This is a genomic window from Bradyrhizobium sp. USDA 4449, assembly GCF_054056275.1.
Map to the genome: position 1 here is coordinate 686,888 of NZ_JBSRYD010000001.1, position 19,299 is coordinate 706,186.

The 19,299-nt window shown below is 64.7% G+C and carries 15 protein-coding genes; 8 read left to right on the forward strand and 7 right to left on the reverse strand.

The genetic code is table 11. The features are described from left to right. The first annotated feature begins 98 nt into the window (after positions 1-98). The 4 genes from ACVIIW_RS03220 to ACVIIW_RS03235 all read left to right on the forward strand — a co-directional run bounded on the left by ACVIIW_RS03220 (position 99) and on the right by ACVIIW_RS03235 (position 8,766). A complete protein-coding gene (locus tag ACVIIW_RS03220) occupies positions 99-6,533 on the forward strand; it encodes an amino acid adenylation domain-containing protein (RefSeq protein WP_456699417.1) in 6,435 nt (2,144 codons plus the stop codon). A gap of 135 nt (positions 6,534-6,668) precedes the next feature. Then, positions 6,669-6,836: a hypothetical protein gene (locus ACVIIW_RS03225; protein ID WP_456699418.1), complete on the forward strand. Its 168-nt coding sequence runs from the start codon at positions 6,669-6,671 to the stop codon at positions 6,834-6,836. A gap of 224 nt (positions 6,837-7,060) precedes the next feature. Continuing rightward, a complete protein-coding gene (locus ACVIIW_RS03230) occupies positions 7,061-7,789 on the forward strand; it encodes a 4'-phosphopantetheinyl transferase family protein (RefSeq protein WP_456699419.1) in 729 nt (242 codons plus the stop codon). After that, positions 7,786-8,766, forward strand: coding sequence for an LLM class flavin-dependent oxidoreductase (locus ACVIIW_RS03235; protein ID WP_456705075.1), 981 nt, complete (start codon positions 7,786-7,788; stop codon positions 8,764-8,766). Before ACVIIW_RS03230 ends, ACVIIW_RS03235 begins: the two co-directional genes overlap by 4 nt. A 119-nt stretch (positions 8,767-8,885) precedes the next feature. Here the strand turns inward: ACVIIW_RS03235 and ACVIIW_RS03240 are convergent, their stop codons facing one another. From ACVIIW_RS03240 to ACVIIW_RS03250, 3 genes are all read right to left on the reverse strand, one after another. After that, positions 8,886-9,911: a histone deacetylase family protein gene (locus ACVIIW_RS03240; protein WP_456699420.1), complete on the reverse strand. Its 1,026-nt coding sequence runs from the start codon at positions 9,909-9,911 to the stop codon at positions 8,886-8,888. 128 nt (positions 9,912-10,039) lie between these two features. After that, positions 10,040-10,981: an SMP-30/gluconolactonase/LRE family protein gene (locus tag ACVIIW_RS03245; protein WP_456699421.1), complete on the reverse strand. Its 942-nt coding sequence runs from the start codon at positions 10,979-10,981 to the stop codon at positions 10,040-10,042. Beyond that, on the reverse strand, positions 10,938-13,013 hold the full coding sequence (locus ACVIIW_RS03250) for a PQQ-dependent sugar dehydrogenase (protein ID WP_456699422.1): 2,076 nt from the start codon (positions 13,011-13,013) through the stop codon (positions 10,938-10,940). The genes ACVIIW_RS03245 and ACVIIW_RS03250 overlap by 44 nt, the downstream gene beginning before the upstream one ends. Before the next feature lie 207 nt (positions 13,014-13,220). On the opposite strand from ACVIIW_RS03250, the gene ACVIIW_RS03255 reads away from it, so the two are divergent. The 4 genes from ACVIIW_RS03255 to ACVIIW_RS03270 all read left to right on the forward strand — a co-directional run bounded on the left by ACVIIW_RS03255 (position 13,221) and on the right by ACVIIW_RS03270 (position 15,769). Then, positions 13,221-13,454, forward strand: coding sequence for a DUF6894 family protein (locus tag ACVIIW_RS03255; RefSeq protein WP_456699423.1), 234 nt, complete (start codon positions 13,221-13,223; stop codon positions 13,452-13,454). A gap of 9 nt (positions 13,455-13,463) precedes the next feature. Then, positions 13,464-13,640, forward strand: a complete 177-nt coding sequence (locus ACVIIW_RS03260) for a hypothetical protein (RefSeq protein ID WP_456699424.1) — start codon at positions 13,464-13,466, stop codon at positions 13,638-13,640. 232 nt (positions 13,641-13,872) lie between these two features. Next, on the forward strand, positions 13,873-15,462 hold the full coding sequence (locus ACVIIW_RS03265) for a gamma-glutamyltransferase family protein (protein WP_456699425.1): 1,590 nt from the start codon (positions 13,873-13,875) through the stop codon (positions 15,460-15,462). An 88-nt stretch (positions 15,463-15,550) separates the two neighbouring features. Then, positions 15,551-15,769, forward strand: coding sequence for a hypothetical protein (locus tag ACVIIW_RS03270; protein ID WP_456699426.1), 219 nt, complete (start codon positions 15,551-15,553; stop codon positions 15,767-15,769). A gap of 53 nt (positions 15,770-15,822) precedes the next feature. Here ACVIIW_RS03270 and ACVIIW_RS03275 read toward each other — a convergent pair whose 3' ends face one another. From ACVIIW_RS03275 to ACVIIW_RS03290, 4 genes are read right to left on the reverse strand one after another with little or no spacing between them, the layout of a single operon-like run. Next, positions 15,823-17,106: an NAD(P)/FAD-dependent oxidoreductase gene (locus tag ACVIIW_RS03275; RefSeq protein ID WP_456699427.1), complete on the reverse strand. Its 1,284-nt coding sequence runs from the start codon at positions 17,104-17,106 to the stop codon at positions 15,823-15,825. Positions 17,107-17,118: 12 nt separating this feature from the next. Beyond that, on the reverse strand, positions 17,119-17,850 hold the full coding sequence (locus ACVIIW_RS03280) for an amino acid ABC transporter ATP-binding protein (protein ID WP_456699428.1): 732 nt from the start codon (positions 17,848-17,850) through the stop codon (positions 17,119-17,121). After that, positions 17,847-18,500, reverse strand: a complete 654-nt coding sequence (locus ACVIIW_RS03285) for an amino acid ABC transporter permease (protein WP_456699429.1) — start codon at positions 18,498-18,500, stop codon at positions 17,847-17,849. The genes ACVIIW_RS03280 and ACVIIW_RS03285 overlap by 4 nt, the downstream gene beginning before the upstream one ends. A gap of 30 nt (positions 18,501-18,530) precedes the next feature. After that, positions 18,531-19,289 carry an ABC transporter substrate-binding protein gene (locus ACVIIW_RS03290; RefSeq protein ID WP_456699430.1) on the reverse strand — a complete coding sequence of 253 codons (759 nt, stop codon included), beginning with the start codon at positions 19,287-19,289 and terminating at the stop codon, positions 18,531-18,533. Positions 19,290-19,299 lie beyond the last annotated feature (10 nt).

Below are 19,299 nucleotides of genomic sequence, written 5' to 3' on the forward strand. Positions count from 1 at the left end.
AAGGTCCCTCAACCACAGATTTTGGGCCCTAAACTTCACCTCAGACTGGACGCGTTCCCTAACTCCGGGGAAGAATAGCCCAATCGGATCAAAAGGGAATGGCATTGTCGGGAATTGCATCCGGCGCAGCAGACGGAGCGGACGGCGCGAGCGCCGAAACCGAGATCTTTGCCGATCTCGGCCGCGGTCTCGCCTTCCATGCGCGAACGATACGCGAGGCGCCTGCTCTGCTCGCGCCCGGCCGGCCGCCGCTGACTTACGGCGCGCTCGGCACTCGGATCGCGCACCTCGTCCAAACGCTGCGCGGGCTCGGCATTGCGCCTGCCGACCGGATTGCCGTCGCGCTCCCGCGCGGGGCTGACAGCGCACTGGCCTTGATTGCCGTCGCATCGGCCTGCGCTTGCGTCCCCATCAACCCGGACCTGACGGCCGACGAGCTGCAGCGGTATTTCAGCGAGCTGAAGCTGACGGCGCTCGTCACGCGGGCCGGCATGAACTCGGCGAGTCGCGACGTTGCCAGGGCACTCGATATCGCAGTGATCGACTTCGTGCCGGGACCGGAGACGGATCTCGGGGGCTGCGAATTCATCGGCCCGACGATCGGTCCGGCCTGCACCAGCGGCGCGGCATGTGCCGACGATGATGCGTTCATCCTGCTGACGTCGGGCACGGCGGCACGGCCGAAAATGGTGCCGCTGACACACCGCAATGTGTGCCTGTCCGCACAGAATGCCGGTCGCGTATTGTCGCTCGCCCGGCACGATCGCCTGCTCAACGTCCTGCCGCTGTTTCACGCTCACGGCCTGATCTCCGGCCTGCTGACAGCGCTGGCCGCGGGCTCCAGCGTGATCGTGACCGGCGGTTTCGATGCACCGCCCTTCTTCAGCTGGATGCGGGACCTGCAGCCAACCTGGTACACGGCGGTACCGGCCATTCATCGCGCGCTGCTGACGGCCGCCGAAGCGAACCCGAACCGCGCCCGGACATCCTCGTTGCGCGTGATCCGCTCGGCCTCGGCCTCGCTGGCGCCGACCATTCTCAATGGGCTGGAGGCGACGTTCGGCGTGCCCGTCCTGGAAACCTATGGCATGACGGAAGCGGCCTCGCAGATTGCCGCCAATCCGTTCGAGCTGCGCAAGATCGGCTCGGTCGGCCGCGCCGCAGGTCCTGAGATCGTGATCATGGATGATGCAGGCCGCACGCTTGCACACGGCGAGCGTGGCGAGATCATGCTGCGCGGACCGAATATGAGCCGCGGTTATTATAATGACGAGGCGGCGACGCAGGCCGCTTTCCGCAATGGCTGGTTCCGGACCGGTGATCTCGGCTATCTCGATGCCGACGGCTATCTCTTCATCGTCGGCCGCATCAAGGATGTCATCAACCGCGGTGGCCAGAAAGTCTCTCCGCTGGAGGTTGAGGAGGTGCTGCTCGCCCATCCGGCGGTGCTGGAAGCCGGCGTCTTCGCTATTCCCCACGCGAAGCTCGGCGAGAACGTCGCCGCAGTCGTGGTGCTACGATCCAATTCCGAGGCGACGTCCGACCAATTACGGCAATTCGCGCGCAAACGCCTCGCCGCCTACAAGGTGCCGAGCCTGATCCGCAGCGTGGCCGCGCTGCCGAAGGGCGCCAGCGGCAAGGTCAAGCGCAACGCGCTGGCCGAGCTGATTTCAGCGTCGGATGACGACGAGACGCAACTTCCGCGCGGCGAACTGGAGACCCAGCTCGCGGAAATCTGGGCCGGCCTGCTCGAGCTCCCGCAGGTCGGCGTTGATCAGGATGTCTTTGCGCTCGGCGCGGATTCGCTCGCGGTCACGCAGATGCGCTCGCGGCTGCGCGAGCACTTCGATGTCGACTTCTCCTTCGAGGACATTTTTGACTGTGCTACGGTTGGCGCGCTTGCGGCCCGGCTCGAAAACACCGCGCATCGCGATCCCTCGCTGCCGGCATGGCGTCAGGCGGCTTCCGAGGCAGATGCGCCGCTGTCGTTCCAGCAGCAGCGGATGTATGTGCTCTCGCGGCTCGACCGGACGCGGTACAATTACAACGTGGTCGAGGTCGCGCTGCTCAGGGGCGAAGTCGCCATTGCCGCGCTTCAGGCGAGCCTCGCGTCGATTTGCGAGCGCCACGAGGCGCTGCGCTCGGTCTTCGTCGAACGCGAGGGCGAGCCTGTGCAGCAAGTGCTTCAGGCGCCGCCGCAATTTGAGCGGATCAAGTTGAGACCATGCCCTTCGGACCGGCGGCCTGCGGTCGTCAGGCGCGAAGCGCTCCCGCTCGCGCAACATGAGTTTGATCTCGCCCGCGAGCCGCCGCTGAAGGTCACGCTGCTCTCGTTCGACAAGTCCAGCCATGCGCTCGTCGTCAATGTGCATCACCTCGTCACCGATGGCTGGTCGCAGCGGTTGTTCTGGGAGGCGCTTGCCGCCGGATATTCCGCCGCACGCAAGGGAAGCGCTGCGGGGCTGCCTTCGCCCGGCTTTCAGTATCGCGATTTCGCCCTCTGGCAGCAGAGATGGGCGCAGACACCGGCGGCGAAAGAGCAGCTCGAGTACTGGCGGACCCAGCTCGACGGCGTCACCACGCTGCCGCTGCGGACGGACCGGCCAAGGCCTGAACTCTGGAGCGGGCACGGAGCCCGTCATTATTTCGAGTTCACCAAGACCCTTTCGGCCGACATACGCGCGCTGAGCCAGGACCAGGGCGTGACGCCTTTCATGGCGCTGCTCGCGGTGTTCCAGTGTCTGCTGTTCCGCCACACCGGCCATGAGGATGTCGCGACCGGGTCGCTGATTGCGAACCGCAACCAGATCGAGAGCGAGCGCCTGATCGGGCTGTTTGCGAACACGCTGATTCTGCGCAACGATTTCCGGGGCGATCCGACCTTCGGCGAATTGCTGCGGCGGGTGCGGCAGGTCACCCTCGACGCCTACCGCAACCAGGACCTTCCAATCGAGGAGGTCCTGCGCACGTTGCAGGTCGCGCGAAGGAGCGACGGCAATCCGCTGTTCCGGATCATGTTCATCCTCCAGAACGCGTCGATCGAGGCCGCGCGCTTCCCCGGCCTGACGACGCGGCGGCTGGAAATCGACCCGGAAGTCGCACGCTTCGACATCACGCTCGAGCTGGTCGAAGCTGAGGGCCGCTTCACCGGTTTCTTCGAATACGCCACCGATCTGTTCGATGCAGGTACGATCGAAGGCATGGCAGATCAGTTCAAGACCTTGCTCAAGGCGGCTATCGCCAATCCCGAGCAGCGGATCACGCGCCTGCCTCTGCTCACCGACGCCGAACGCCGGCGACTGCCTGCGAAAGGCCGTTCGGCTAATTTTGCGACGCGCGGCAATCTCTGCGAACGTTTCGACCAGCAGGCGAACAAGACGCCGAATGCCATTGCTGTGTCCGATGGAGTGTCGTCCCTGAGCTATCGCGAGCTGGTGCGCCGGAGCCAGGCGATCGCGCATTGGCTGACGCGCGAAGGAGTCGGCACCGAGAGCGTGGTCGCCCTGCTCGCGGAGCGTGGGCCGAACCTGCTCGCCGCCATGATCGGCGTGCAGCGCGCAGGCGCGGCGTTCCTGAACCTCGATCCTGAGCAGCCGCCGGCGAGGCTCGCAATCATCCTCGGATCGAGCTGCGCAAAGGTGCTGCTGATCGGACGCGCACAATCCGCCATCGCCGGCGCGCTGCTCGAGCCGCTGGTCGAGCGCATCCAGGTCGCCGAGCTGGAGGACGCAATCGCGCTCAACCCGATCAAGCCGACCCGCACGACGCGACGGACAAGCACGGGCCTTGCCTATCTGATTTACACGTCCGGCTCTTCCGGTACGCCGAAGGGCGTCATGATCGAGCAGCGCGGGCTGACGAATCATCTGGCGTCGCTGATTGCCGAGCTTGGCCTCACGCCCAAGGACGTCATCGCGCAGACCGCGCCGCAGAGTTTCGTGATCTCGGTCTGGCAGTTCCTCGCCGGTCCCATGACCGGCGCGCGCGTCCATGTCTGCGGCAACGCAGTCGTGCAAGACCCGATGCTGCTCGCGCGCGAGATCGAACGCGAGGGCATCACGGTGCTCGAGATCGTCCCTTCGCTGCTCCGCGTCGTCCTCGAACGCCTCGACGAGGCGCCGATGCTGCGCGCTTTCGCGAACCTCCGGCTGCTGATCTCGACAGGCGAGCCGCTGCCGGTCGATGTCTGCCGCGCCTGGTTCGCCCGCTGCCCGAAGGTGCCGCTGATCAATGCCTATGGTGCTTCGGAGTGTTCCGACGACGTCTCCCTGCACCGGCTGACCCGGGCGCCGGACGCGGCGACCACCAATGTCCCGATCGGCGCCCCCCTCCCCAACATGCAGCTCTACGTACTTGATCAGAACCTCGAGCCGCAGCCGATCGGGGTGGTCGGAGAGCTCTGCATCGGCGGTGCCGGCGTTGGCCGCGGCTATATCAACGATCCCGCGCAGAGCCGGCAGCGCTTCATCCCCGATCCGTTCGCGCGCGAGAAAGGCAGCCGGATGTACCGCACCGGGGACCTGGCCCGCCGCCGCGCCGACAGGACGATCGAATGCCTCGGCCGTGCCGACCTCCAGGTCAAGGTCCGCGGCTATCGCATCGAGCTCAAGGAGATCGAGGCAGCACTCGCCGACCACGCAAGCGTGCGCGCCGGCATCGTCGAGCCGCGACGTGACGCCGATGGCGATGTCAGGCTGATCGCCCATGTCGTTGCCAGATCCGGCAGCCAGGCCAGCGCCAACGAGCTGCGCGACTTCCTCAAAAGCCGGTTGCCAAGTCATGCGATCCCCTCGGCGTTCCTGTTCCTGGACCACGTTCCGCTCAATGCCCACGGCAAGCTCGATCGCTCCGCGCTGCTGGCACCCGTGCAACACGAGGCCGCAGGTGCGGAAGCCGCCGTGCCGGCCCGCCGCTTCACCGAAAAGGTGCTGTCCGATATTTGGATCGACCTGCTGAAGGTCGAGAGCATCGGTGTCACCGACAATTTCTTCGACCTCGGCGGCCATTCGTTGCTGGCGGGCCAGGCGATGGCGCGCGTCGCCCGCGCACTCGGGGTCTCGCTGCCGATCAAGACCATCTTCGAGGCACCCACGATCGAGGAACTCGCGCGGCTGGTCGACGAGGCCGTGGCCATGAAACCGCACAAGCCCGCGGCGGACGTCCCGCGCCTCGCTGAAAGCGGCCCCCCCAAGCCGTCGATTGCGCAGGACCAGATGATGCGGATCGAGCAGAACCTGCCCGGTCTGCCGCTGTTCAATCTGCCCTTCGCATTCCGCCTCGAGGGCCCGATCGATCCGCGCAGGCTGGCGCAGGCCATCGACGACATCGTGCGCCGACACGAATCGCTGCGGACGGCGTTCGGCTGGAATGGCGGCGAGCCGGTCAGCCGCGTCGTCGCGCCCGCCACGCTCGGGCCGGTCCTGACCGTCGAGACCATCGGCGATGGGCGACCGCATGACAATAAGCGGCGCAAGGCACTCGAGCTCAGGAAGCTCGAGCTCCTGATGACGCAGGAGACCTATACTCCGATCGACACGGCGCGAGCGCCGCTCCTGCGCGCACGGCTGCTGCGCCTTCACTCCGAGGATCACATCCTGCTGCTGACGCTGCACCATGCCATCGCCGATGGCTGGTCGGTCGGCGTGCTGTTCGAGGAATTGTCGAACTGCTATGCTACGCTCGCGGGGCATCGGTCGGAACCTCCGCCAGGGACGCCGCTTGCGTTCTCCGACGTCGCCCGGTGGCAGCGCTGGTGGTGCGGCACCGAGGCGGCCCGCCGGCAGGCCGCGCACTGGACCGAAAATCTGCGCGGCGCAGCTCCCCTATTCGACGGCGCAGCGCATCCGGGCGCATCGACGGGCCATCATCCGCTCAGCATGGAGCGTGAACTTGTCGCCGGGCTCACAGCCTATGCGCGCCAGCACAACGCCACACTCTTCATGTCTCTGCTCACCGGCCTGAAGGTCCTGCTGCTGGCGCGGACTGGACGCACGGACATTTCAGTCGCCACAGCCATGGCCAACCGCGCCCAGCCGGACACCGAGCGGATCATCGGCCCATTCGAGAACACCGTGATCGTCCGCAGCCGAATTACCCCGGATCTGTCGTTCACGCAGGCCCTGGCGCGGGTGCGTCAAAGCGTGCTCGACGCGCATGCGCGCCAGGAGCTGCCGTTCAACATCCTGGCCGACCATCTGGAGCAGCAAGGCATCGATCCGGCTTCGCTGCTCCAGGTCTATTTCACGCTGCAAAATCCGCTACGCCAGCCGCTCGACCTGCCTGCCGTCACGGTGCGATCGATTGGAAACGTGGCGCGCGAGGGCCAACCGGTGCTTCCAGTCGACCCGACCTGGTTATCCCTGATGCTCAAGGAGCGCCCGACCGGGATCACAGGCACGTGCAATTACAAGCGCGATTTGCTCGACGGCGGCATGGTCGGCACGTGGATGGAGTATCTCGTCGCGCTGCTGGCGTCCGCCATTGCCCGACCCAATACGCCGCTCGACCGGCTGCTCCCGCGCAGAGCGGCATGAGCTGCGGTAAGGGCAGACGAATAAGGGGTCACTCGCCAGAGCTGTGAATGAGCAAGTTGCATCTTGATTATTTGGCGCCAGCGCGCAAGATTATTCTCGCGTTTCGTTTGGACTGATTTCAACCGGGGAAGTGTTATGGGTTTCATCAAATTTACCAAGGGCACCTCGCTGAGCGACAAGGACCGCAAGGCCCTGCAAAAACTTCTCACCGACGAGAAGAAGAAGCTCCAGTCCGCTCTGAAGGAAGTCGACGCCAGCCTTTCGGTGCTGGGCGGCGGCAAAAAGGCCAAGAAGAAGAAGTAAGGTTCGTCGGCTGGGACGCCGCACGAATTTCGGATTTCCTTTCCAGATTGGGCCGCTCGCCTGTCGAGTTGGGTCTTCCATAAGCTTGCGCCTGCAGACCGACAAGCATCGACAAGAATTTGCCCGGGTGGACCACTAGAAGCGGTCTGCTCGGTCGGTCTGGCCGGTTGATTGTTCAGTCAGGGTCGGATCTGGACTCCGCCCGGCGCTGTGGGGCCGTTTGGATGGCAGACGACGGAATTGAACTGTTTGTCGGATTGATCGAGAGCATCGACACGGCGGACGCTGTCGAGGCGTTTCGGCAGCTGCTCTCGGTCGACGAGCGGGCACGCGCCGGCCGCTTCAAGTTCGAGCGGCATCAACGGCAATATATCTTCGCGCACGCGATGTTGCGCCTCGCGCTCTCGCGCGCAGCACCTGAGGTTGCGCCCAGCGACTGGTCGTTCTCGACCGGCCGCTACGGCCGGCCCTTTGTCGCGGCACCCGCGGCCGCGACAGCACTGCATTTCAGCCTGTCCCATACCGACGGTTGCGTCGCCTGCGTCGTGTCGAAGCATGAGACCGTCGGTGTCGACGTCGAGACCGTGGCGCGGCGTGGCGCGCCGCTGTCGACAGCGCTGCGATTTTTCGCCACGCAGGAGGTCGAGGCACTGCGTGGCCTACCCGAGCCCGCCGCAACCGAACGCTTCTTCGACTATTGGACGCTGAAGGAATCCTATCTGAAGGCCAGGGGTTTCGGGCTCAATCTGCCGCTCGATTCGTTCGCGATGCAGATCTCACAGGAGTCAATCGGGATCAGCTTCAAGCCCGATATCGCGGACGATCCCACGGGCTGGCGCTTCTCGCTGTGCTCGCCGTCGCCTTCGCATCGCCTCGCGATCGCCGACGGCTCGCGCGCCGCGGGTGGCCTTCGCATCACCCGCAACGCCTGGCCGCTCCAGGACGCGGCCTGATGCCGGCGCGGCTGCGGGTCTTTCCAGCGATTTCGCGCAACCGCGATCCCAAAGACTATGTCGGCGAGCTGATGCGCGTGGCAGGGTTCGCCGATCGCAATGGCTTCGAAGGCATTTTGCTGTTCGAAGGTAATGACGTCTTCGTCGAGCCGTGGGCCATGGCCCAGCACGTCATCGCGGCGACGACGCGATCTTCGCCGCTGATCGCCGTCAATCCGGTCTATATGCACCCGTTCACGGCGGCGAAATTCGTGTCGTCCTTTGCGCAGCTCTACGGCCGCAAGATCTATCTCAACATGATCACCGGCACCGCGCTCAGCGATCTGCAGGGGCTCGGTGACGAACAATCGCATGCCGACCGCTATGTCAGGCTCAGCGAATTCATTGGGCTGGCGCGCCAACTGCTCATGAGCCCACGCCCGGTCAATGTCGACGGCCGGTTCTATCGCGCCAGGAATCTGCAATTGCGACCGCGCCCGCCGGCGGAGTTGATGCCGGAATTCCTGATCGCGGGGCAATCGGACGCGGCGCAGCGCGTCTCAGAGGAGACAGGTTGCATCAAGATGCAGATGCTGCCGCCCGATCTCGACCGCGGCCTCAAGGCATCAGGAATGAATTTCGGCATCTTCGCGCGCGAGAGCGGCGTGGAGGCACGACGGGCCGCCAAGGCCCGCTTCCGCGACAACCCTGACGATCGCGAGCTTCTTGCGCTGACGGTGGAGAACTCGGATTCCGTCTGGAAGCGACGGCTCTATGAGGGGCAGAGCGGCGAGCTTGCCGACAATGGCTATTGGCTGCTGCCCTATCTCACCTTCCAGGCCGACTGCCCTTATCTCGTCGGCAGCTATGCCGAGATTGGCGCGAAGCTGAAGGAGTTTGCCGCGAAGGGCCTGACCACTGTCATGCTCGACATGATCGCTGACGAGACCGAGATGCAGCACGTCTGCAAGGCGCTGAGGGCGAGCGGGTTGTTTTAGATTTTGATCACACTGCATCCACATCGCCATTGCGAGCGCAGTGAGACAATCCAGAGTTCGTCCGCGGAAAGATTCTGGATTGCTTCGCTGCGCTCGCAATGACGGAGAATGAGGCTACTTCACCGCGCCTCTTCGAAACCCGCCAGCACCGAACTCAGGTTTGCACCCAAAATGTCCGAGAGATAGCCGCCCTCCTGCACGAACACGGTCGGCAGGCCCAGCTTCGCGATGGCCTGGCCGATGCGGCGGAAGCCCGGCGTGGTGACGGCGAGGCCTTTCAGCGGATCGTGCTCGGACGCATCGAGCCCGAGCGCGATCACGAGCGCGCCGGGCGCAAAGGACTCGATCGCCCTGCGCGCGACGTCCATCGCCTTGAGGTAGCCGTCATCGCCGGTGCCGATCGCCAGAGGGATATTGAGATTGGCGCCGAGGCCAGGGCCCTCGCCGCGCTCATGCGCGTAGCCCCATACGTAGGGATAATAGGCGATCGGATCGGCGTGGATCGAGATCGTATAGACATCAGGCCGCGCGTAGAAGATGCCCTGCGTGCCGTTGCCGTGATGGACGTCAACGTCGAGGATCACGATGCGCTCGTGCTTGAGCCGCAGATGCGCCGCGGCGATCGCGCTGTTGTTGAGAAAGCAGAAGCCGCCGGCCATGTCGCGATAGGCGTGATGGCCGGGCGGACGGCAGAGCGCATAGGTCGCGTCCTCACCGTCCATCACCATCTGCGCCGCCGTCACCGCAACGTCGGTCGCGGCGCAAGCCGCCGCCCAAGTGCCGGGACCGATCGGCGCCGCGGTATCAGCAGTGTGCCAGCCGAGCTTGCCGACGATGTGTGTCGGATACGTCGCGGCATGGCGCACGGGATGGACGTTGCCGATCATCTCGGGACCGGAATCGCCGAGCGCCGTCCAGGCGTCCCAGGCTTCACTCAGGAACGACAAATAGTCCGGGCTGTGAATGCGGGCACGCGGGCCCTGGCCGAACGTGGTCGGCTCGACCAGTTGATGCTTGCCGTCCTTCAAACCCTTGAGCAGGCGATCGGCGCGCTCGGGCTGCTCGGTGGTGCGCTTGACGACACCGCGAACCAGAAAGAATTGCGGGTCGTGGCTACGATGCAGTTCGGTATGGACGGCTTTCACTCAACACTCCCGTAGTCACGTTTGACGATGCCACGGATGTCTTGATCCCTGTCGCCCACGGATGCAAGCGGGAAGAATGCCGCCTCAGGGCCGCGGCTCTGCGTCGAGAGCAGAGCGCTGTGACGTCCCTAACAGCGGCCGCGCTGGAGACAGTGCTCGCGGCCTTGCTGGTCCGTGCGGAAGGATTCGATGAAGCCGCCCTGACGCTGGGTGACGAAGACGGTCTTGCCATCACTGCCGCCGAAGGCCAGATTGGTCGGCTCCTTCCCGTTCAGCGCGATCTCATGCTCGACCGCCCCGTTGGGCTTCATCAACGCGATCGTACCCTTGAGAATGCGCGCGACGTAGAGGCGGCCGGCGACGTCGGTGCGAAGGCCGTCGATGGTATCGGGCTGAAACGCCTTGACCAGCTTTGCGTCGGTGAGGTCGTGGCCGCGGATGGTGTAGGACCAGACCTGGCCATTGCTGGATTCGCCGACATAGAGCGTCTTGCCGTCAGGGCTGAGATCGATGCCATTGGTCGTGCCCATCGCGCGCGGCGCCGTCATGATTTGTCCCTGCACCGCGCCATCTGCAGTCTTCGCGAGGCGCCAGATGTGGCCTTCGCGGCCCTTCCAATTCGGATCGCTCGCATAGATCGTGCCATCGCGGGCAATGGTGATGTCGTTGGGCTGGTTCATCTCGTCGGAATGAAACCAGACAACCGGCTCGGTCGCGCCCTTGGGGATCGCAAAGATGTTGTGCTTCTTGTAGTCGGCGATGAACATCGTGCCGTTGCGATCGAAGCGGATGGCATTGCCGATGCTGCCTTCGGGGAGTGCCGTGAAGGCTTCCGACGCCGCGCCGCCCGCGGGCAATCTGCCGATGGTGCCGGGCTTGCCGAAATTGACGACGAAGAGGTTGCCGTCGAGATCGACGGCGGGCCCTTCGATACCGTGTGTATATTCGTCGGCGGGTGTCACCTGCACGCTTTCGAACAGCTTCGTCTCGGCAGCGAAGAGCGGCGTCACGACAACGAGCAGAATGCTACTGCACAGGCCCCAGAAATTCCTGCCGGATGTAATAGCCATCGTCGTCGCTGCACTCGCCGTTCAGGTAAGGGTCGGCCGGCCGGAAGAAACGGCTGAAGCCCGGTTTGTCTACAGCGTTCCTTTGTGTCACGACGACGACCCTGGCAGCCGGTATTTCGCCGCATTCCTTGTTGGTCTTGCCAAAGAACCTGCGCTGCGGCAGGCCGAGCTTGATGCGCATCGGCGTGCCCGGAAGCATCTTGGCCACGAGCAGATCAACGGTGGTGAGCAAAGCCGCGTAACCGGGCTCAGTCGTCGCCAGGCCCTCGCCGCCGGGGGGCATCAGCTTTTCCGCACCGATGCCGCGCAGCCGTGTGCGCAGCTTGCCGGAGGTGGGATCGCCCGGATAGATCCATCCGTCCTGCGACAGCATGAACCGGAGCACGGTCGCGTCCTTGTCGGCGTCCGACTGTCCTGCCTTCAGGCCGAAATCGGAATGGCAGCCGACGCAGTGCTTCTCGACGAGGTTCTTGCGCAGCGTGGTGAGCCGGATCCTGTTCTGTGCGTCCTTGGCGACGAAGCCAGCGAGCTGGTCGATCAGGGTCTGGCTGCGGGTGTCGCAGGGCAGCGGCGGCGGGGGATCGCCCGCGGCACGATCGATGCGGATGATGGTCTGGTTCTTGTCCTCGACCAGCCAGATCGCGCCATCTTCCGCGACCGTCATGCCGACCGGCGCGCCCTGCGGCCGCGCACCGTTGACGCGATGCCAGCCGGCGATCAGCTCATCGAACGGTGCGGCGGCGACATCACCGGCGTCGGTCTGAAAGCTGTGGGTCGGGTCGGCCGCACAACTGACGTGATAGCGCACCGGCGCCGGAGCCAGCTTCGGAAACCCGTGATCGTCGACGTCGTAGATCAGCACACGGCTGCCGGTCGGGCGATAACCGTGCAGGGTGATCAGCAACTTGCCCTCCAGCTCCGGAAATTTCGTGCCGTGATAATACAGCATCGCAAGCGGCGCGCCGTGCGGCGGCAGGAGCGAGAACGGCGCCTTGTAGAGCGCATTTCCGATGCAAAGCGATTTGTAGACGCCGGATAGCAGCACCGGTTTGAACTCAGGGCTCGGCGTCGACAAGTCGTAGCAATAAGGCCAGCCATAATGTTTGTCCGGCTCGATCGCGTTGATCTCCTCGTTCGGCTTGAAGATATCGGGCAGGTCCCGGCCGTTCTCGCCCTGCAGGAAGGCGTAGCCGGCATCGGGAAAGCTGGGGTGCAGCGCCAGCGCCATGGAATTGCGCAGGCCTCGCGCGTAAATCGTGTGGGGCGGATCGGGATCGTTCGCCTTCAGGGCCGCAAAGACGCCGCCCGACGGCGGCGTGAACAGCCAGATGGCCGCCATGGCGGAAGGGCCTTCCGCCGGCGCACAGGGTTTCGTGATCGGCGCCGGCGTGATGCAATCGTCGCTGTGGGCGCCGACATTGACGAACAGCCGCCCGTTACGATCGAACACGAATTGCTTGAGCGGATGCGCGCTTTCCTCGATCCTGGTGCCGTCGGGCAGCGTGATGCGGCGACCGGGCATGTGGCGGATGATGGTCTCGACCGTGCTGCGCGGATTGTCCGCCAGCGGGTCGAAACGAAAGATCGTCTCGTCAGTCGAGGCATAGAGCTTCTTGTCCGGCCCGATCACGAGGCCGAATGGATATTCCACCCCGGTCAGGAGCTCCTTGAGCCGCTGGCCGCCCGCGGCATGGGGATCGAGCAGCAACAGCCGTCCATCGTTGCGGCCCCAGCCACCCATGTCGGCGACCACGAACAGATTACGGCCGGGCACCTGGATGATCGACCGCGGAAACTTGAGATGCTCCTCCTCGCTGGCAACGAGGCCAGCGCAAAAGCCCGCCTTCATGTCGATCTGTACCCTGGGAAAGGCGAGATCGCCGCTGCCGCAGGTCTCTCTCCCCACCGCATAACCGCTTTTCCTGACCGGTTCGGATGCGGCCGGCGACGCAAAGCCGAGAAGGATCGCGACGACGGCAGCGACACCCACGCACAGGCTTCGGCGTCCATCCTGGAATGTGAGCTGATTCACAGCGGCCTCCCCGACCTTCGGCCGAGGGTTGTTCCATGATGCACCGGCGCCGTCCAGTTGAACTTCACTCGCCTGTGATCAAACCCGCTGGGCTCGTGGTGCCGACCAATCTCCGTAGATTCCCTTACCGGGATCGGCCCGAATATTTTTCGCGTTATGCGGGTGGTATCGATATGCCATCCAAATCGCTTTCCGGAGGAGGCGTGTATGGTTCAGATGTATTTTCACTGCTCCAATACCGAAGGCACGCTGATCGATCACTACGGCGCGGCAGTTGCCAACCTCGCCGAGGCGCGCGACCGCGCAGCCCAGATCATGCGCTCGATGATCGAGACGCCCGGCGCCGAAGACTGGCGTGACTGGGTGATCCATATCAGCGACGACGACGGCGAGGAGATCTTCGATCTTCCCTTCACCGCGATGCTCGGCAAGCCGCATTGAGGTGATGCCATGCTGTTCGCTTCACTGACCCTGCTCCGCCAGCCCATCACCTTCGTCGCCGGCAAATTGCAGAAGCTGGTGCGAATCGCGGGCAATCCCTACCGTCCCGAGCTGCACTATATGCGCGGCCCGGGCCCGAAATGGCGCGCCAAATATCAGGCCAGCCGGCTGAAACGCGGGCTCTGAACGGGCCCGCTTCCTCTTGTCCATCTTCAGTCATCTCGACGATGGCGAGCGCGACGAGCAGGTCTGACGTCGTCGCGTTCAGGCTTGGCGGCTCGTCGAGCGTCAAGATCCCGACGGTGCCATCGCGCGCCTGTTTCACACCTGCCATGTCGCGTCTCGCTTTGGATGTTCTCCTTGATGGCAATATGCCATTCTTCGCGCGCCCGAAGCCAAAGCAAGCACAAGCGACATCATGCCTCATCAGTTCAGCTTGAACCAAACCGTCCGCAAACCCGCCGTCGCCTCCAAGGGCGGCATTGTCGCCTCGCAATCGCGGCGGGCGGCCGAGGTGGGCGCGCAGGTGCTCGCTGCGGGCGGCGATTGCGTCGATGCGATCGTCGCGACCACTTTTGCGCTGAACGTGCTCGAGCCCTGGAACAGCGGCATCGGCGGCGGTGGCGCGATGGTGCTCTACCGCGCCAAGGAAAATCGTCATGAGGTGATCGACTACGGCATGTGCGCGCCGCAGAGCCTGCGCGTATCGGACTATCCGCTCAGCGGCGAAGGCGCAGCTTCGGACCTGTTTCCCTGGTCGCGGGTGACGGACGACCGCAACATTCACGGGCCCGGCGCGATTGCCGTGCCGGGCGTTGTCGCCGGCATGGAGGAGGCCCATCGCCGCTACGCCAGAATGTCGTGGAAGGATCTGCTCGCACCATCGGTCGGCCTCGCCGGCGAAGGCCTGTTGGTCGATTGGTGGACCGCGCTGACGATCACGGCCTCGGCGGCCGATCTCCGGCGCTATCCCGCCAGCGCGGCTGCATTTTTGAAGGACGGCCTGCCGCCGAGCCCGCCATGGGGGATCAAGTCCGAGGTGCGGCTGCCACAGGACAGGCTCAAGGCGACGCTGTCGCACCTTGCCGAAGCCGGTCCGCGTGATTTCTATGAGGGCGATCTCGCCAAAAGCATCGCATCCGACATCAGGTCCGACGGCGGCTCGCTGTCGGTGGAGGATCTCGCCGCGTTTCGCGCGCATCTGCGCGAGCCGCTGGCGATCCCCTATCGCGGCGGAAGAGTCTACGCGACGCCGGAACTCACGGCCGGACCGACCATGGCGCATGCACTGCGCCTGCTGCAGCAGAGCCTGGAGCCGGCGAGCGAACCCGATGCAGCCGCCTATGTCGAATATGCCCTCGCCCTGCAGGCGGCCTTCCGCGAGCGGCTCAAGGACATGGGCGATGCCGAGGGCAAGCGTTCGCTCGGCGCCGAATATCTCGCCCCCGCCTGCACCACGCACTTCTCGGTCGTCGACCGTCACGGCAACATCGCGGCGGTGACGCAGACGCTGCTGTCGTCGTTCGGCTCGAAATATGTGACGCCGCACAGCGGCATTGCCATGAACAACGGCATCATGTGGTTCGATCCGACGCCCGGCACCACCAATTCGCTCGCGCCAGGCAAGCGCTGCCTCTGCAACTACACGCCCGTCATCGCCGAGACGAGGGATGGCAAGCGGCTCGCGGTCGGCGCCTCCGGCGGACGCCGCATCCTGCCCTCCGTGATGCAGCTCGTATCGTTTGCGATGGATTTCGGCATGGATCTCGATGCCGCCATCCACCAGCCGCGCATCGACGCCAGCGAGGGCGCGGTCGTGATCGGCGATAGCAGACTGCCAGCGGAGATACGTAAAACCCTGGCCGCTCGCTTCGATTATGAAGAGAGCCAGGTGCAGGCCTTGCCGCAGAAATTCGCCTGCCCGAGCGTGGTGATGCGCGATGGCGACGTCAATTCCGGCGGGGTCGAGATCTTCCAGCCCTGGGCCGACGCCGTGGCGGAGGCCTGAGCGTCACGACTCTTCCATGTTTGCACGCGAGATCACGATCGATGTCCATCGAACGGACAGATGCGTGCCCTAGGGGGAGATAATCAGGATGAAGAAGCTCGCGCTCGCCGCAGCATTGATCATTGCGGCCGGCTTCACGATGCCCGGCGCGGCATTCGCCAGGGGCGGTCATGGCCACGGACACGGTCATGACCACGGGATGGGCCATCATCACCACGGCACGCCGCCCGGATGGTGGGATGGCCGCAAGGTCGGCTGGCGCGGCCACGGCTGCCCGCCCGGACTGTGGAAGCAGGGCCGCTGCTGACATTCGTCCGGTGAATCATCCAAGGCGCCGCTCCCTGGTGGAGCGGCGCCTTTTCAAATGCCGAGCCGGTCGCGTACCCGGCCTGCGATCACGGCGGTGGTCACGCCGACCGGCCAGAATGCGTGCATCGGGATCGGCTTGATGCCGGTGATGGGCATGTCGATCTCGGCCTTGGGACCGCCGATCAGACGGCGCGCGAGCTGCGCGCCCATGGCGGTCGAGAGCGCAACGCCGCGGCCGTTGCAGCCGAGCGAGATCAGGATGTTTTCCGCGGGCTCGTGCACATGCGGATAATGATCCGCGGTGATCGCAAGCCGGCTGTTCCAGCCATGAGTCCAGGCGACGCCCTTGAGCTGCGGCCAGAGCCGCTCGGCGTAACGTATGAGATAGGCGACATCATCGGGCGCCGTGATCCAGCGCATCGGGCCGCGGCCGCCCATCAACAACCGGTTCTGCTGATCGAGGCGGTAATAGACCGTGATGTGGCCGCTCTCATAGAGCACGGGCCGCGTCGGCATGATCGCGCGCGCGACCTCTTCCGTCAGCGGCGCAGTGGCGGCGATCGAGGAAAACACCGGCACGATGGTGCGGCGGAGCGCGGGCCAGAGATCGTCGGTGAAGCCATTGGTCGCGAGCAGCACCTTCTCGGCATGCACCACCGCGCGCGGCGTCGCGATACGCCAACGGCTGCCGTCGCGGCGCAGCGATAGCGCCGGCGTCCCACCATGTACCTTCGCGCCGGCGGAGAGCGCGGCGCGCGCAAGGCCGCGGGCGTAGCTGAGCGGATGCAGGTCGCCCCCGCGTGTATCGAGCATGGCGCCGATGTAGCGATCCGTACCGGTGATCTCGCGCGACTGCTCGCGGTTCAGATACGTCACCGGCATGCCGCGGCGGATGCATTGCTGCGCCGTCTTCTCGATCGCAGCGGCGCTGGCCTCGTTGTAGGCCGCGCGCAACGTGCCGTTCTGCCGCGCCTCGCAGGGGATCTGGTAACGGCGGATCAGATCATGCGTGAAATTGGTGGCACCGTAGGAGAACGCGATCATGCGGCGGCCGAGCTCGGTGCCGAAATCCGCTTCGATCTTGTCAGGGTCATGCTTCAGGCCGGGGTTGGTGTGCCCGCCATTGTTACCGGACGCGCCCCAGCCCGGCTCCTGCGCCTCCAGCACCAGCGCCTCGACGCCCTGCTCCGCCAGATGCAACGCCGTGGAGAGACCAGTGTAGCCGCCGCCGACGATCGCGACGGAAACGCTTTTGTCCATGTCGAGCGGCGGCGTGGCCACCGGCGCGACGGCGGTATCGGCATAGAGTGAGGGTGGCAGAGGCAGACGCGTCATGGCGAGAACCGGTCAAAGCGGATGCAGCACGCGGCGCAAAAAGTCCTGCGTACGCGGATGCTGGGGTTGATTGAGCAACTCCTTGGCCGGCCCCTGCTCGACGATGACGCCACCGTCGATGAACAACACGCGATCGGCAACGTCGCGGGCAAAGCCCATCTCGTGGGTGACGACGACCATGGTCATGCCCTCGTCGGCGAGCTTGCGCATGACGCCAAGGACGTCGCCGACAAGCTCGGGATCAAGCGCCGAGGTCGGCTCGTCGAACAGGATTGCCTTCGGCTGCATGGCTAGCGCCCGCGCAATCGCGACGCGCTGCTGCTGGCCGCCCGACAGCTGCGGCGGGTGCACATCGGCCTTCTCGGCCAGCCCGACGCGAGCAAGCAGCGCGCGACCACGCTCGTACGCCCGGGCCCGCGGCTCTTTCTTCACGAACAGCGGCCCCTCGACGACGTTTTCGAGCGCGGTACGATGCGGGAACAGATTGAAGCGCTGGAACACCATCGAGACCTGCGTGCGGATATCGACAATCGTCGGCGCATCGCGGTCCACTTTCAAACCTTCGATGCTGATCTCACCGCGGTCGTAGCTTTCGAGCCCGTTGATGCAGCGCAGGATGGTGGACTTGCCCGAGCCTGACGGTCCGATGATGCAAACCACCTCACCCTTCTGCACGGAGGCTGTGATGCCCTTGAGCACCTCCACCTTGCCAAAGCTCTTGTGGACGTCGCTGAGCTCGATCATTTCTTGCCGGCTCGCTTCTCGAAATGACGCACCAGCAGGATCAACGGGATGCTCATGGTGAGATACATCAAGGCTACGAGCGTGAACACGTTGGTGTTCTTGAAGGTCGACGACGCGATCAGCTTGCCTTGCAGGGCGAGCTCGGCGACCGTGATGGTCGAGGCCTGCGACGAATCCTTCAGCATCATGATCATGACGTTGCCGTAAGGAGGCAGCACGATGCGCACCGCCTGCGGCAGCACCACGCGGCGCATGGTGAGCCACCAGCCCATGCCGATCGACTGCGCGGCCTCGATCTGGCCCTTGTCGATCGCCTCGATGCCGGCGCGGAAGTTCTCGGCCTGGTAGGCCGAATAGGCGATGCCAAGGCCGAGAATTGCGGCCTGCAAGGCCGATAGCGTGACGCCGAGATCTGGCATCACGAAGTAGAGGTAGAACAGCAGTACGATGATCGGAATGCCGCGGATCACGTTGATCATGCTGGCGCTGAGCATCGCCAGCGCCTTGATGCCGGAGACCCGCATCATGGCCCAGATCAGGCCGAGCGCCGTCGATAGCAGCAGCGAGCCGATCGTCACGATGATGGTCAGCGCGACGCCGTTCATCAGGATCGGAAAGAACTCGGCGGCGTCGTGCCAGAAACCTTTCATGGGCAGCCTTCGATGCGCGATCGGCCTCGATCAACCCTGAGCCTTCAGGCCCCATTTATCGAGGATCTTGTCGATGGTGCCATTGGCTTTCAGCTTGGCGAGCGAGGCGTTGATCTTGGCGAGCAGCGCGCTCTCGCCCTTGCGGACGCCGATGCCGACGGAGCCGACCGTGACGGGCTTGTAGCCGTCGACGAGGCGCACCTCGGGGAAGCCGCCCTGCTTCAGATTGTAGGCAAGGATCGGATAGTCGGCATAACCGGCCTTGAGGCGGCCGGTGTTCACATCGCGCAGGATGTCGGGAATGGTGTCGTAGGCCTTCACCTCGGCGAACAAGCCGGACTTCTTCAGCGCATCGACGAAGGCGGTGCCGACCTGGGCACCCACGGTCTCGCCCTTGAGATCCTCCTGCGTGGCATAGGCCTTGGTGTCGCTCTTCGGCACCACCAGGCCTTCGCCATAGGTGTAGATCGGGTCTGAGAAGTCGACGACCTCCTTGCGCGGCGCCGTGATGAACATCGCGGCGGCGATGATGTCGATCTTGCTCGAGGTCAGCGACGGGATCAGCGCCGAGAACTGCATCGGCTCGATCTGCACGTTGAAGCCGGCGTCCTTGCCGATCTCGGTGACGATATCGACCATGATCCCCTGGATGGAGTTGGTCTTGGTATCGAGGAAGGTGAAGGGAATGCCCGTCGGCGTCGAACCGACCTTCAGCACCTGCTGCGCCGAAGCGGGTGTCACCGCCGCAATCGCGAGCGCCGCAACCGCGGCCAGACCAAAAAGCTTCATCGCGTCCCCC

What these genes read in the sequence shown, in the direction of transcription:
- ACVIIW_RS03220 (WP_456699417.1), top strand. Translation starts at nt 99, where the DNA reads ATGGCATTGTCGGGAATTGCATCCGGCGCAGCAGACGGAGCGGACGGC.
- ACVIIW_RS03225 (WP_456699418.1), top strand. Translation starts at nt 6,669, where the DNA reads ATGGGTTTCATCAAATTTACCAAGGGCACCTCGCTGAGCGACAAGGAC.
- ACVIIW_RS03230 (WP_456699419.1), top strand. Translation starts at nt 7,061, where the DNA reads ATGGCAGACGACGGAATTGAACTGTTTGTCGGATTGATCGAGAGCATC.
- ACVIIW_RS03245 (WP_456699421.1), bottom strand. Translation starts at nt 10,981, where the DNA reads ATGGCTATTACATCCGGCAGGAATTTCTGGGGCCTGTGCAGTAGCATT.
- ACVIIW_RS03255 (WP_456699423.1), top strand. Translation starts at nt 13,221, where the DNA reads ATGGTTCAGATGTATTTTCACTGCTCCAATACCGAAGGCACGCTGATC.
- ACVIIW_RS03260 (WP_456699424.1), top strand. Translation starts at nt 13,464, where the DNA reads ATGCTGTTCGCTTCACTGACCCTGCTCCGCCAGCCCATCACCTTCGTC.
- ACVIIW_RS03265 (WP_456699425.1), top strand. Translation starts at nt 13,873, where the DNA reads ATGCCTCATCAGTTCAGCTTGAACCAAACCGTCCGCAAACCCGCCGTC.
- ACVIIW_RS03270 (WP_456699426.1), top strand. Translation starts at nt 15,551, where the DNA reads ATGAAGAAGCTCGCGCTCGCCGCAGCATTGATCATTGCGGCCGGCTTC.
- ACVIIW_RS03275 (WP_456699427.1), bottom strand. Translation starts at nt 17,106, where the DNA reads ATGACGCGTCTGCCTCTGCCACCCTCACTCTATGCCGATACCGCCGTC.
- ACVIIW_RS03280 (WP_456699428.1), bottom strand. Translation starts at nt 17,850, where the DNA reads ATGATCGAGCTCAGCGACGTCCACAAGAGCTTTGGCAAGGTGGAGGTG.
- ACVIIW_RS03285 (WP_456699429.1), bottom strand. Translation starts at nt 18,500, where the DNA reads ATGAAAGGTTTCTGGCACGACGCCGCCGAGTTCTTTCCGATCCTGATG.
- ACVIIW_RS03290 (WP_456699430.1), bottom strand. Translation starts at nt 19,289, where the DNA reads ATGAAGCTTTTTGGTCTGGCCGCGGTTGCGGCGCTCGCGATTGCGGCG.